Source organism: Nocardia sp. NPDC004415 (genome assembly GCF_053602435.1).
Genome location: NZ_JBSGDP010000006.1, coordinates 37,787 through 51,145, shown reverse-complemented (window position 1 = coordinate 51,145; position 13,359 = coordinate 37,787). Strand labels below are relative to the sequence as shown.

Sequence of the window (13,359 nt, the reverse complement as noted above, 5' to 3'; positions counted from 1 at the left end):
CCGTGAATCTACCCAGCCGGGCGCGCGGCCGCGTCGATACCGGGTCACGGGCCGGTCCGGGGTGACACTGGGAGCCGTGGACACCGACTCCCCGGACACCCCACCGGCGCGCACCCCACCCAGGATGCCGCCGTGGCTGCCGCGGGCCATGATCCTCGGCCTGGTCTTCTTCGGGCTGTTCCTGCTGGCCGACTGGGCCTTCCACCGGCTGATCGGCATCCTGATCATCCTGCTGGTGGCGTTGTTCGTCTCGCTGGCGATGGAACCGGCCGTCGCGCTGCTGGCGCGGCGCGGGATGCCGCGCGGGCTCGCCACCGGCCTGGTCTTCGTCGCCACCTTCCTGTGCGTGCTCGGTTTCCTCGCCGCGCTGGTGACGCTGCTGGTGGAGACCACGACGAACCTGGCGCACGAGACACCGCACCTGCTCGACGACGGCATCCGCTGGGTGAACCGCACCTTCGGCCAGCAGTTCACCATGCACGACCTGAGCCAGCGGCTGCTGCGCGAATCCGACCTCATCGAGGGATACGCGCGCACCGCGGCCGACAATGCCTGGGGTGTGTCGACGACCGTGCTGGGCGGGCTGGTCCAGCTGTTGACCATCGCGTTGTTCAGCGTCTACCTCACCGCGGGCGGGCCGCGGGTGCGGCGCACGATGTGCTCGCTGCTGCCGCCCGCGCGGCAGGAGACCTTCCTGCACGCCTGGGACCTGGCCATCGACAAGACCGGCGGCTACCTGTTCTCGCGGGTGCTGCTGGCCATCATCTCCTCGATCGCGCACGGGGCGTTCCTGGCGATCCTGCACCTGCCCAACCCGATCGCGCTGGGCGTCTGGTTCGGTGTGGTCTCCGCGTTCATCCCGACCTTCGGCACCTATATCGCGGCGATCCTGCCGGTGCTCGTCGCCTTGACTGTGGATCCGCTGGACGCGGTGTGGGTCATCGTGTTCGCGGTGGTCTACCAGTGGGTCCAGGACTATCTGCTGCAGCCGCGCATCACCGCCCGCACCGTCGACGTGAACGCTGCGATCGCCCTGCTGGCGGTGCTGGCCGGTGGCGCGCTGCTCGGCCCGGTCGGCGCGCTGCTGGCGATTCCGGCCACCGCGACCGTGCAGGCGTTCCTGTCGGAGTACGTCAAACACTATCCGGTGACCGAGGATCCGCGCATCGATCAGACGACGGCACGGCGCACCCGGCCCCCGAAGACGCCCGCCCCGGAATGACCCGCACCGGCGGCTAGGCTGGCGGTGCTGCCGACGGAAAGACGAGCATGACCGAGACCTCGCGACCGGCCCCGCCGGTGTCCACCCGCAAAGCGGCCTCGGCCCGCGGCGCGGCGCGCAGACTCGGGGTGACCGACTGGACCGACGCGGCCCTGCGCGTGCTGTTGCGCGACGGTGCCGCCGCGATCACCATCGCCAGACTCTGCGACGAACTCGGCGTCACCAAGGGCAGCTTCTACTGGCATTTCGACGGTATCGATCAGTTGCTGGAGACCACCGCCCGGAACTGGTGCGCCGATCGCAACGACGCGGCCCGCGGCTTCGGCGGGCTCGACGAGCTCCCGCCGCAGCAGCGCCTGGCCCGCATGGGTGAGCTGCTCACCGGCGAGCGCGTCTGGCAGATCGAACTCGCCGTCCGCGACTGGGCCCGCACCCGCCCCGAGGTGGCCGACGCGGTCCGCGCCCTGGACCAGCGGATCTTCCACACCCTCGCCGACACCCTGACCGAGCTGGGTCTCTCCCCCGACCAGGCCCGGATGCGCGCGGCCCTGATGTGTTTCGCCGGCATCGGCTTCGTCCACGGCAACCAGAACCTCCCCACCCCCACCCCCACCCAACGCCACGAGTTCTTCCGCTTCATCACCACCCCACAACCCCCTGCCTGACGCCCGGCTCAGCGGCGTAGGGCTCCGGTGGCGGCGAAAGTGGCTTCGCGGCCGTGCATCTGGGTGCGGTACCAGTTCTCGCGGTGGGCGAGCATGAGGCATTCGTGGGCGCGGGCGAAGGGTGGGCAGGAGCGGCGGGCCAGTTCCATGGCGGTGATCAGTGGGAAGCGCAGGACGGGGATCAGGATCCAGGGGAAGGCGGGGGGCATGGTGTAGCGGCGGCGGGTGCCGGGGGTCATGTACAGGGCGGCGTAGACGGAGTTGATGCGGTAGTTGTAGTGCTCGCGCAGGCGGGTGAGGCCGCGGTGGCCGTCGCGGGGGGCGAAGGCCGCGGGGTAGGACTCGATGAGTTCGGTGCCGTGCTGTCCCGCGTCGTAGGACCGTGCCGCCATGGTCATGGCGAGAATGCGCAGGGCGTCGGTGACGGTCTCCGGGTACCAGCGCACGCGCACGCCGAGCAGGTGACCGAGGTATTTCTGGAAGTGCAGCAGCGCACGGATTTCCGACGGTGTGGTCTGGTAGCCCAGTGCCCACAGGCCGAGGCCGGGTGTCACGCTCCCGGCCAGCAGGGTGAGCGTCTGGTAGGTCTGGCTGATCGGCAGGCCCCAGCGGTCGATGTCCCATTCGGGATGCGCGGCGACCTTGGCCCGCACCGCGACGTGCATGACCCGCACCTTCAGCGCCGTCGCCCGGCCGGTCGAGCCGGGGGTGAGCAGGGCGTCGCGGGCGGAGACGTCCATCCAGAAGCGGGTGGTCTCCAGGAAGCGGCGCAGTGCGCTGTCTCCGGCGTAGCCGCCCGCCAGTGACAGCGGGGTGGCGACCGCGGCCTCGGTGTACATCTCGAGGGTCTCGGCACCGGCGAAGCTGAACAGCATCGTGCCCCAGCGCCGCCAGATCGCGGCGCCCTGTTCCACCAGTTCGGGCACGACCCACTCGGGGACGGTCTCGAACTCGGCGAACAGCGCACGCAGCGCGTCGGGGGCATCCGGCACCGCCGCGATGCCGTCGGCCAGGGCGGTCTCCAGCATCCGGCGACCGGCCGTCGGCCCGATCTCGCCGTGCAGCACCTCGGCGACGAAGCGTTCCGCGACCGGGTCGCCGGTGAACAGGTCCGCGCACAGCGCGGCGGCCTGTGCGTCATCGGGGAACAGCGGGCGGCGCGTCACCGCCGTGACGATCCGCTCGACGCGACGGACCGCGGGACCGCGCCGCGCCTGCCAGAAGCGGAAGGCCGACGGACACGGCCCCGCGGCCGGGATCTCGTGGGCTCGTTCTCGGACGGAATCGGCCAATGTCGGCCTCCTGACGGGAGATTCGCGGCGTCTGGCGCACATCGCGGCAGATCGCCCGACCATACTATGAAGTACATTCTCCCATACCCAATAGTATGGAAGTCGCCGGAGAAGGGGGTGGGCGTACGATCAGCGGACAGCATGAGGCGGGGGCTTCCATCGTGAGGTGATGTCGCATGTTCGATACCGATGTGCTGATCGTCGGGGCCGGTCCGGTGGGATCGGCGGCCGCCGCCGAACTGGTGCGCCGGGGTGTGCGCTGCCGGATCGTCGACGCGCAGGCCGATCCCCCGCGCTACGCCAAGGCCGTCGGCATCCAGCCCAGGACCCTCGAACTGTTCGAGGCCATGGGGATACTCCGGGCGGTTCTCGACGCCTCGATCCAGCTGCGCGGGCAGCTCGTATACGTCGACGGGGCCGAAGCGGGCCGGATGGAACTGGCGCTGCCACCGCAGATCCCGTTCGGTTTCGTCGGGCTGCCCCAGTACGAGACCGAACGCATCCTCTGGGAGCACCTGGCCACCCGCGGAACACACGTCGAACGGGGCGTCGCGCTGACCGGGTTCACCCAGGACGAGGACAGCGTGCACGCCGTGCTCACCGGACCCGACGGCGAGCACACGATCCGGGCCAGGTACCTGGTGGGCTGCGACGGCGCGCACAGCACCGTCCGCAAGACGCTCGGCCTGAGCTTCGAGGGCGCGGCGTTCGAGGAGCAGTACATGCTCGGCGATGTCGAACTGGACTGGACGCAGCCGCGCGGATACGCCGTGCGGGCCACGCACCGCACCGACGGCGCCACCGACGACGTGCTGGTATGCATCCCGCTGCCGGGCAAGCACCGCTACCGGGTGTCGATGCGGGTGCCCCCGGAACTCGAGATCTCGGCGGCCGTGGGCGGTGACCGGGTCGAACACGGTTTCGGCGCCGGGACCGCACCCGATCTGGCCGCCATCCAGGCGGTCCTGGACCGGCTGGCCCCGGAGCCGACGACCGCCTCGCACCTGCGCTGGTCCTCGGTGTTCCGGATCAGTCATCGCATCGTCGACACCTACTCCCGCGGACGGGTGTTCGTGGCAGGCGACGCGGCACACATCCACCCACCGACCGGGGCGCAGGGCATGAACACCGGCATCCAGGACGCGCACAATCTCGCCTGGAAACTCGCGCTCGCGGTCGCCGAGGCGGCGAGTCCCACCCTGCTGGCCAGCTACGACGCCGAACGCAGACCGGTCGGCACCGACGTCGTCGGGCGCACGGTGCGCGACGCGCGCGAGGGCATCGGCGCCGGTGAGACGGACGCGACCCGGGTACTGCTGCGCGAGGCCCAGCTGCTGATCGACTACGCCGACAGCCCGATCGTGACCGCCGCGCCCGGGCAACCCGCACCGGGCACCCGCGCCCCGGACGCGACCGGCCTCACCCGCAACGCGGTGAGTTCGCCGCTGCGCCTGCTCCCCCTGATCGCGGGCCCCGGCCACACCGCGCTCTGGTATGTCGAGGGCGCCTGCGAGGGAACAGCACTCGACACGATCGAGCGGCACACGCGGTTCCTGCGGACCCTCACCGAGGGACGCGTCGACACCTATCTCGTCGCCGCACCGGACACCACGATCGGGCCGACCGCACTGCCGATCATCCGGGACACCGACGGCGAGTTCGCCCGGCAGTACCGGGCTCGGCCGGGCGCGGTGTTCCTCGTGCGGCCCGACGGCTACCTCGGCCACACGGCCTGCCCCGCCGACACGGCCGAGCTCACCGCCTACTTCGGGGCGATCTTCGCGCCGGTCCCCGAGGCCGTGCTGGGGACGGCGTGAACGGCTATTCGATCAGGTTCTCGCTGCGCAGCCAGTCGTAGGCGACATCGGCGGGGTCCTCGCCGTCGATGTCGACACGGCCGTTGAGTTCCTGCATGAGGTCGTCGGTGAGGCGTTCGGAGATGGTGCCGAGCAGGGTACGCAGCTCCGGATGGGCTTCGATGACCTCCCCGCGCACCACGGCGGTGCCGCTGTAGGGCAGGAAGAACTTGCGATCGTCCTCGAGCACGGTCAGATTCAGGTTCTTCACCCGGCCGTCGGTGGTGTAGACCATGCCGAAGTTGCAGGGTTCACTCTTGGCCGTGGCCGTGTAGACCACGCCCGCGTCCATCCGGGTGACATTGCCGGTGGGCACGCCGTTCGGGGTGTTGTAGGGGATGCCGTACTTCTCCAGCATGGGGATGAAACCGTCGGAGCGGCTGAAGAATTCGTCGTCGACACAGAACGTGCGCTCGGCCACCGGCAAAGCGGCGGCCTCCGACAGCGTCCGCACACCCAGCCGTTCGGCGGTCGGGGTCGAGGCCGCGAAGGCGTAGGTGTCGTTGAAGTTGGCCGGGGGCAGCCACTCCAGGTCGTAGTCGGCCTTCTCGATGTCGTGCACGCGCTGCCACAGTTCCTGCGGGTCGGCGATGGTCTCGGTCTGGTTGTGGTAGTTGACCCAGCCGGTGCCCGTGTACTCCCAGAGCACGTCGGCGTCGCCGTTGAGCTGGGCCTGCCGCGAGGAGGCCGAACCCGGCGCACCGGTCAGGTCGGTGACCGAGGCGCCCGCCGCGGCCAGGTAGGTCGCGGTGATCTTGCCCAGCAGCACACCCTCGGTGAAGCTCTTGGAGGTGACGACCAGCGAGGCGCCCTCGAGGGGCCGTTCCCCGCCGGGCAGGCTCGCGTCGTGGAAGGTGCCCGAGGAACTCACCAGGCCGCAGCCGCCGAGCAGCAATGTCATCGTGGCGGCCAGCGCCGCGCCGAACCGTGCCCGCCTCATGCGATACCTCGCGGGGTCGCGGCCAGCTCCACGAGCCGGCCCAGCCAATCGATGATCAACGCCAGCAGGCCGACCAGCACCGCGCCGGAGATGAGCAACTTGGGCAGGAACAGGGTGACCCCGGTGGTGATCAGGGTGCCCAGGCTGGTGGCGCCGATGAAGGTGCTCAGCGTGGCGGTACCGACCAGGATGACCAGCGCGGTCCGCACGCCGTTGAGGATCACCGGCACGGCCAGCGGCAGCTCGACCTGCACCAGCGTGCGCGTCGCCGAGAAGCCGATGCCGCGCGCGGCCTCGATGGTGCGCTGGTCGACCTGGCGCAGGCCGACGATGGTGTTCTGCAGGATCGGCAGGATGGCGTAGACCACCAGACCCACGATCGCCGTGCGGAATCCGGTGCCGAGCCAGAAGGTGAACAGCACCAGCAGACCCACCGCGGGCGCGGCCTGCCCGATATTGGCGACGTTCACCGCGATCGGTTCCAGGCGCTTCAGCGCCGGGCGGGTCAGCGCGATGCCGAGCGGGATCGCCACCACGACCACGATGAACGTGGCGACCACGGTCAGCCGGATGTGCTCGACGATGGTGGTCTGCAGGTTGGCCCAGCCGAGGGAGGCCTGTTCGGTGGCGGTGAAGGTCGTGGACCGGTACCAGAACAGGTAGCCCAGGCCGATCACCACGATGATGATCGGCTCGAACCACACGTCGATCGGCAGGCGGCGCAGCCGGTTCACGACGGTTCGGCCGTTCCGGGTGCGTCGTCGGCCGCGACGACGGGGGTCGGGGTGGGATCGGACCCGTCCACGTAGGTCTCGTAGGAGGGTTCCTTCTCGGCGGCGTGCCCTTCGGCCAGTTTCGTCTGGATCACGTCGGTCACCGAGCCGATGCTCAGCGACCCCACCACCGCACCGCGTCCGTCGGTGACGAGGGTGGCGCCCTGGCTGGCCGCCAGCATGGCGTCGAGCGCGTCGTTGAGCGTGGAGGACTCGGCGACCACCGGCAGCCTGCGGTCCAGGTAGTCCGAGACCTCCGGCTTGCTGGCGACCTCGGTCAGCGAGGGCCACGAGCGGGGCCGCCCGGCCGCGTCGACCACCACCACCCAGGTGTGCCCGGCGGCCTTCGCGCGCTCGATCACCGCGGGCGCCGATTCGCCGATGCGGGCGGTGGTGACCGGGTCGTAGTCGACATCGCGCACCCGGGACACGGTGAGGTAGGCCAGTTTCGCGCCGGAGCCGACGAACTCCTCCACGAACGGCGTCGCCGGATCGGTGAGGATCTCTTCCGGGCGCGCGTACTGCTCGACGTGCCCGCCCTCGGACAGGATGAGCACCTTGTCGCCGAGTTTGGTGGCCTCCTCGAAATCGTGGGTGACGATGACGATGGTCTTGCCGAGTTCGTGCTGGATGGCGATCAGGCTGTCCTGCAGGCGAACCCGGGTGATCGGGTCGACCGCGCCGAACGGTTCGTCCATCAGCAGCACCGGCGGGTCGGCGGCCAGGGCGCGGGCCACACCGACGCGCTGCTGCTGGCCGCCGGACATGTCCTTGGGCAGCCGGTCGGCGAAGGTCGCCGGGTCAAGGCCCACCAGATCCAGCAGGTACTCGGTGCGTTCGGCGATGCGTTTCTTGTCCCAGCCCAGCACGCGCGGGATGGCGCCGATGTTCTTGGCGACCGTCCAGTGCGGGAACAGGCCGCCGGACTGGATGACATAGCCGATCGACTGGCGCAGCTTGTCCGGGTCCTCCCGGGTGACGTCGCGGCCGTCGATGAGGATCCGGCCCTCGGTCGGCTCGATGAGCCGGTTGATCATCTTGAGCGTGGTCGTCTTGCCGCAGCCCGAGGGGCCGACGAAGGCGACGATGTGCCCGGCGTCGATCTCCAGGTCCAGGCGCTGCACCGCAGGCTTGTCCTGGCCCTTGTAGCGCTTGACCACACCGTCGAGGGTGATCGAGGCGCCGGTGACATTGCGCTGCGGTGCCGCCGGGGCGGGCTGGCTGGTCACATCGGTCATGACAGTCCTTTGGCGATCGTGAGGCGTCCGAGCAGGACGAGGAGCGCGTCGAACACCAACGCGATCACGACGATGAGAATGGTGCCGGTCAGCGCCATCTCGAGAGCGTTGGCGCCACCGAGGCGGGACAGGCCGTTGAAGATGAGCGAACCGAGCCCGGGGCCGAGCACATAGGCGACGATGGCCGCCACGCCGACGATCATCTGGGTGGAGACCCGGATGCCGGTGAGGATCACCGGCCAGGCGATCGGGAACTCGACGGTGAGCAGGATCCGCCAGCGCGGCAACCCGATTCCGCGCGCGGACTCGATCACCGTGGCGGGCACCGACCGCAGCCCGACGATCGCGTTGCCGATCACCGGCAGCGCCGCGAAGAACGCCAGCATGATGAACGACGGGACGACGCCGAGACCGAACGGCACCAGCAGCAGGGCCAACAGAGCCAGCGACGGGATGGTCAGCGCGACACGGCTCGAGGTGAGCGTGAGCGCCGAGCCCAGCGGCAGGCGATACACGGCGAACGCGATGAGCAGCGCGACCACCGTACCCACCAGCACCGTCTGGAAGGCCAGGGACGCGTGCTGGTAGGTGAGGAACGTCAGCACCTCCCCGCGCCCCCGGACATAGTTCCACAAACTCACGCCGAATCCCCTCGTCGGGCCGGACCGGTGGAGACCTGTTCGCGCGTGATCACCGGACGGTCGTGTCGTCGAAGGGTAATCCATACGGTGCGCTCGGCCGGGGAACCACGGTGCCGGAAGTGTTGCGGTAGCGGTCGATTCCTAGGCCGCGCGGGGCAGCGGGGTGCGCACATAGGACTGTGCGTCGCCGGCGATCACCGTGCTCGGTGTGCCGTCGACCCCGACCGGGACCGGCCCGGCCAGGGTGATGCGGGTGAGCCTGCGGTGCTCGCTGCCGTCGTAGTCGTCCACGGCGTAGTGCTGGGTGGCGCGGTTGTCCCAGATGGCGACGTCACCGAGGGACCAGTCCCAGCGGGTGGTGTGTTCGAGGCGGGTCACCCGGTCCTGGAACAGCCGGAACAGGGCGCGCGACTCGTTGCCGGACAGACCGGCGATCTCCTTGACGAAGCAGCCCAGCAGCAAGGCGCGCTCGCCGGTCTCCGGATGCACCTCCACCACCGGGTGCTCGGTCTCGAAGTAGGTGGACTCGAACTCGTGCCGGTAGGCGCGGTCCTTGTCGTCGGGACGGTCCTCGATGTCGGCGGCGTAGTCGTAGCGGTTGGTGTGGCGGGCGCGCAGGTTCTCGGCCAGCAGCTTGAGCGGCGCGGGCAGCGCCTCGTAGGCGGCCACCGTCGAGGCCCAGGTGGTCGAACCGCCGTAGCTGGGCAGGGCGACCGCGCGCAGGATCGAGGCGCTGGGCACCCGGTCCACGAAGGTGACATCGGTGTGCCAGACATTGGAGCGGGTCTGATGCGAGTCGATGGCCAGGCTCTTGGCGCCCGCGGAGGTGACGGTGGGGTGCGGGGTGGTCGGCGTGCCGAGCAGCTGGGCGAACTCGTACTGCCCGTCCTCGGTGAGGTGGTGCTGACCGCGGAAGAACAGCACCTTGTGCTCGTGCAACGCGGCCCGCACGGTGGCCACGGTCGCGGCGTCGAGGTCGCCGCCGAGCCGCACGCCGTCGATCCGCGCACCGATGTGCGCGCCCAGCCGGACCACCCGCACGGCGGTCCCGGGAACAGCGGTGTCATCGACAGACATACGGGGGGCCTTTCGCTCGAACCAGGACTTTCTGATCACAGAAAACCATCCGCGCCGACCCCCGGCCATCATTGGATTCAGGGTGAGCCGAACCCCCGGCCGCTACTGGCGGTAGGTGGCCAGGAAGCGGCCGATGCGTTCGATGATGGCTTCGAGTTCGTCGGCGTGGGGCAGGGTGACGATGCGGAAGTGGTCGGGGCGGGGCCAGTTGAAGCCGGTGCCCTGGACGATGTGGAGTTTCTCCTGCAGGAGCAGGTCGAGGACGAATTTCTCGTCGTCGTGGATGGGGTACATGTCCAGGTCGATGCGCGGGAAGGCGTAGAGCGCGCCCTTGGGTTTCACGCAGGAGATGCCGGGGATGCTGTTGAGCGCTTCCCAGGCGCGGTCGCGCTGTTCGCGCAGGCGGCCGCCGGGCAGGGTGAGGTCGTAGATGCTCTGGTGTCCGCCGAGGGCGGCCTGGATCGCCTGCTGGGCGGGCACGTTCGCGCACAGGCGCAGGCCGGCCAGCATGGTCAGGCCCTCGAGGTAGCTCGCGGCGTGGCGGGTGGGGCCGGAGACCACCAGCCAGCCCGAGCGCAGACCGGCGGCGCGGTAGTTCTTGGACAAGCCGGAGAAGGTCAGGCACAGCAGATCGGGGGCGAGCGAGGCGACGGCGGTGTGCTCGAGATCGTCGTAGTAGATCTTGTCGTAGATCTCGTCGGCGAAGACCACGAGGTTGTGCCTGCGGGCGATCTCGAGGATCTCGCGCAGCACCTGCGGCGGGTAGACCGCACCGGTTGGGTTGTTGGGGTTGATCAGCACGATCGCACGGGTGCGGTCGGTGATCTTGGCGGTGATGTCGGCCAGATCGGGGTACCAGTCGGCGCCCTCGTCGCACAGGTAGTGCACGGGGGTGCCGCCGTTGAGGGCGGTCGCGGCGGTCCACAGCGGGAAGTCCGGAGCGGGCACGAGGACCTCGTCGCCGTTCTCGAGCAGGGCGGTCATCGCCATCATGATCAGTTCGGAGACACCGTTGCCCAGGAAGACCTCCTCGACGTCGACATCGTGGACACCCAGGGTCTGGTAGTACTGCACCACCGCGCGGCGGGCCGAGAGCAGGCCCTTCGAGGAGGTGTAGCCGGTGGAGGACGGCAGCGTGCGCACCATGTCCTGCAACAGGTCCGGGGGCGCGTCGAAGCCGAAGATCAACGGGTTGCCGGTGTTGAGCTTGACGACGTGATGCCCCTCGGCCTCGAGTCGCGCGGCCTCCTCCGCGACCGGGCCGCGGATCTCGTACGACACTCCCGACAGCTTGCTGGACTGCTTGACCTGCATGAACATCCCTCCGGACCGTGGTTGCCGCACACATTACTTGGTATTTCCAAGATTTCACTTGGTTTTTCCAAGCCACTGGTTAAAGTAGTACACGTGCCACGCCGAAGCTACGACCACTACTGCGCGGTCAGCCGTGCCCTCGACCTCGTCGGTGACCGGTGGACCCTGCTCGTCGTCCGCGAACTGTGTTCCGGGCCGCGCCGCTACAGCGATCTGTTCGCCGACCTGCCGGGGATCAGCACCGACATGCTGGCCACCCGGCTCAAGGATCTCGAACGTGAGGGCCTGCTCACCCACCACCGCAACGGCATGCGCTCGAGCTACGAGCTGACCGAATCCGGTCAGGCCCTGCGGCCGGTGCTCGACGCGCTCTCGGCCTGGGGTGCGCCCCTGCTCGGTGAGCGCAAGCCGACCGACGCGGTGCGCGCGCACTGGCTGGCTCTGCCGCTGGGCCGCGCGGTCGCCGAGCTGGTGCCCGCGGGCACCGTCACGGTGCACATCGGCGAGACCGTGCTGCACTACGTGATCACCGCCGAGGGTGTCACCCACCACGAGGGACCGGCGCGGGCACCGGATCGGGAACTGCGCCTCGACCTGGCCGAGGCCACCGCGATCGCCACCGGCGCCCGCGCGCTCAGCACGAGCTAGCGGCGGCGGAAGGGCTCGGCCAGCTGGTCGAGGTAGCCGACCGGATAGTCCGGGTGCGCGGCCATCCCGAGCTGATCGGAGCTGATGCGGCGGCGTGGGTCGTAGCTGTAGGTGCGCAGCAGGTGGTCCCAGAGCAGGGTGAACAGGCCGAAGTTGACGTCACCGATCCCGGGCCATTTCAGGTGGTGGAAACGGTGGCCTTCGTTGAGCGCGAGCACGTATGTCAGCGGCCCGACCCGGTAGTCGGCATTGGAGTGCTGCAGCAACAGCTGGATCGCCACGGCCAGCGCGAGGGCGGTGGCGACGTCGACCGGCAGGCCGATCAGGATCAGCGGCGCGACACCGGCGGCCATCTCGGCGCTCTGGTGCAGGGGATGCTTCATCAGGCCGTTGAGGCCGTAGAAGCGGGTGACGCTGTGGTGTACGGCGTGGAACCGCCAGAGCACGCCGATCCGGTGGCTGGCCAGGTGGACCAGGGTGATGCCCGCGTCGGCGACGAGGATCGCGACGAGGACCTGGATCGCGAAAGGCAGTGTGTCCGGCCAGAATCCGGGGGCGGGGACGATGGCCGCGAGCAGCGGGATCAGTGCCGTGCTCACCAGGATCAGGGTTTCGTTGGCGACGGCGTGGACGCGGTCGCGGGTGCTGTCGGGCTGGGTGCCGTTCCAGGTGTCATCGTAGGGGATGAGGCGTTCGGCCGCGAAGGAGGTGGCGATCGCCGTCGCGAGGACGAGCAACAGCCACGGTTTGGGCGCGTTCGTGGCGGCCAGGGTGATGCCGATGCCGTTGAGGCCCAGCAGCATGAACGGGACGTATCCGTAGCGGGCGAGTCGGCGGAGAGCGGTGTGCATGACTCTCAGCCTCGGCGGTGTACCCCGTTGTCCGCTTGAACGATTCGGCTGTCCGCCGCGCCCATGTCCCACTCGACGGTGCGCGACAGCGCCGACGGGGGCAGCCCGAAGATCTCGCGGCAGGTGCGGGTGAGGTGGGCGCTGTCGGCGAAGCCCGCCGCGTGCGCGATGGTGGTGAGATCGCGGCCCGGCTCGGCCGAACGGACGGCGTTCATGAGGCGCAGCCACAGGATGTAGCCGCGCAGCGGCAGCCCCACCTGGGCGCTGAACAGGTGGGTGAGCCGGCTGGGTGAGAGTCCGACCAGTGCGGCGACCTCGCCGGGCCGCACCGGACCGGCGGCCACCAGCGCGGGCAGGGCGGCCACCGCCGCGCGGACGGCAGGGTGGCGGTCCGCCGCGATCTCGCCACCGGTTCCCTCCCCCAGTTCCGCGAGCAGTTCGTCGACGATCTCGGTGCCCCGCGACCCGGAAACCGTCGAAGTCCCCGTCCACCCGGTGGACGCCCGCTGCCCGGCGCCTCGACCGGCCACGGAATCCGGGTCGAGGAACACGACGACGCCTGTCGCGCCGCCGGTTTCGATGCGGTGCTCGGTGTCGGCGGGAATGATCACCCGGGTACCGGTGTGCGGCGTGTTCTCGCCATCCCGCACGGTCACCGGGAGGTGGGCGTCGATGATCTGGACGGCGTGGTGGGCGTGCCGGTCGGTCGCGCCGATGGTCCCGGCGAACGCGAGCACCCCCGGCCGGATCAGCGCGCCCGCGCCACGCCAGCCCGCCACGCTCATCGCGGCGACTCCGGCATCACGGTCACGGGCATACCGGATGCTAACCGGCCCAAGGCT

At 69.8% G+C, this 13,359-nt stretch carries 13 protein-coding genes; 4 read left to right on the top strand and 9 right to left on the bottom strand.

Translation table 11 applies throughout. The features are described 5' to 3' along the window. Positions 1-76 precede the first annotated feature (76 nt). Together ACWEMY_RS04575 and ACWEMY_RS04570 are read left to right on the top strand one after the other, a co-directional pair. Entirely contained in the window at positions 77-1,222 is a 1,146-nt protein-coding gene (locus ACWEMY_RS04575; protein WP_375927704.1) for an AI-2E family transporter, read from the top strand. Positions 1,223-1,269: 47 nt separating this feature from the next. Beyond that, on the top strand, positions 1,270-1,887 hold the full coding sequence (locus ACWEMY_RS04570) for a TetR/AcrR family transcriptional regulator (RefSeq protein ID WP_452388878.1): 618 nt from the start codon (positions 1,270-1,272) through the stop codon (positions 1,885-1,887). A gap of 8 nt (positions 1,888-1,895) precedes the next feature. On the opposite strand, the gene ACWEMY_RS04565 is transcribed toward ACWEMY_RS04570, so the two are convergent. After that, positions 1,896-3,179 carry an oxygenase MpaB family protein gene (locus tag ACWEMY_RS04565; RefSeq protein ID WP_452388877.1) on the bottom strand — a complete coding sequence of 428 codons (1,284 nt, stop codon included), beginning with the start codon at positions 3,177-3,179 and terminating at the stop codon, positions 1,896-1,898. Positions 3,180-3,355: 176 nt separating this feature from the next. Between ACWEMY_RS04565 and ACWEMY_RS04560 the strand changes: the two genes are divergently transcribed. Then, entirely contained in the window at positions 3,356-4,996 is a 1,641-nt protein-coding gene (locus ACWEMY_RS04560; RefSeq protein ID WP_452388876.1) for an FAD-dependent monooxygenase, read from the top strand. Between the two features lie 4 nt (positions 4,997-5,000). Here ACWEMY_RS04560 and ACWEMY_RS04555 read toward each other — a convergent pair whose 3' ends face one another. The 6 genes from ACWEMY_RS04555 to ACWEMY_RS04530 form a co-directional block, all read right to left on the bottom strand. After that, complete coding sequence (locus ACWEMY_RS04555) at positions 5,001-5,975, bottom strand: glycine betaine ABC transporter substrate-binding protein (RefSeq protein WP_452388875.1); 975 nt, start codon at positions 5,973-5,975, stop codon at positions 5,001-5,003. Then, entirely contained in the window at positions 5,972-6,709 is a 738-nt protein-coding gene (locus ACWEMY_RS04550) for an ABC transporter permease (RefSeq protein ID WP_452388874.1), read from the bottom strand. Before ACWEMY_RS04550 ends, ACWEMY_RS04555 begins: the two co-directional genes overlap by 4 nt. Continuing rightward, a complete protein-coding gene (locus ACWEMY_RS04545; RefSeq protein ID WP_452388873.1) occupies positions 6,706-7,986 on the bottom strand; it encodes an ATP-binding cassette domain-containing protein in 1,281 nt (426 codons plus the stop codon). The genes ACWEMY_RS04550 and ACWEMY_RS04545 overlap by 4 nt, the downstream gene beginning before the upstream one ends. After that, positions 7,983-8,627, bottom strand: coding sequence for an ABC transporter permease (locus ACWEMY_RS04540; protein ID WP_452388872.1), 645 nt, complete (start codon positions 8,625-8,627; stop codon positions 7,983-7,985). The genes ACWEMY_RS04545 and ACWEMY_RS04540 overlap by 4 nt, the downstream gene beginning before the upstream one ends. A gap of 141 nt (positions 8,628-8,768) precedes the next feature. Then, the gene (locus ACWEMY_RS04535; RefSeq protein ID WP_452388871.1) at positions 8,769-9,704 is read right to left on the bottom strand and encodes a TauD/TfdA dioxygenase family protein; all 936 of its coding nucleotides are present in this window, start codon (positions 9,702-9,704) and stop codon (positions 8,769-8,771) included. 102 nt (positions 9,705-9,806) lie between these two features. Next, positions 9,807-11,018: a pyridoxal phosphate-dependent aminotransferase gene (locus ACWEMY_RS04530; protein ID WP_452388870.1), complete on the bottom strand. Its 1,212-nt coding sequence runs from the start codon at positions 11,016-11,018 to the stop codon at positions 9,807-9,809. A 93-nt stretch (positions 11,019-11,111) separates the two neighbouring features. Between ACWEMY_RS04530 and ACWEMY_RS04525 the strand changes: the two genes are divergently transcribed. Further along, on the top strand, positions 11,112-11,666 hold the full coding sequence (locus ACWEMY_RS04525; protein WP_375927724.1) for a winged helix-turn-helix transcriptional regulator: 555 nt from the start codon (positions 11,112-11,114) through the stop codon (positions 11,664-11,666). Here the strand turns inward: ACWEMY_RS04525 and ACWEMY_RS04520 are convergent. Both ACWEMY_RS04520 and ACWEMY_RS04515 read right to left on the bottom strand, forming a co-directional pair. Next, positions 11,663-12,517 carry a sterol desaturase family protein gene (locus ACWEMY_RS04520; protein WP_452388869.1) on the bottom strand — a complete coding sequence of 285 codons (855 nt, stop codon included), beginning with the start codon at positions 12,515-12,517 and terminating at the stop codon, positions 11,663-11,665. The genes ACWEMY_RS04525 and ACWEMY_RS04520 overlap by 4 nt on opposite strands. A gap of 5 nt (positions 12,518-12,522) precedes the next feature. Then, entirely contained in the window at positions 12,523-13,302 is a 780-nt protein-coding gene (locus ACWEMY_RS04515) for a helix-turn-helix transcriptional regulator (protein ID WP_452388868.1), read from the bottom strand. Positions 13,303-13,359: the final 57 nt, after the last annotated feature.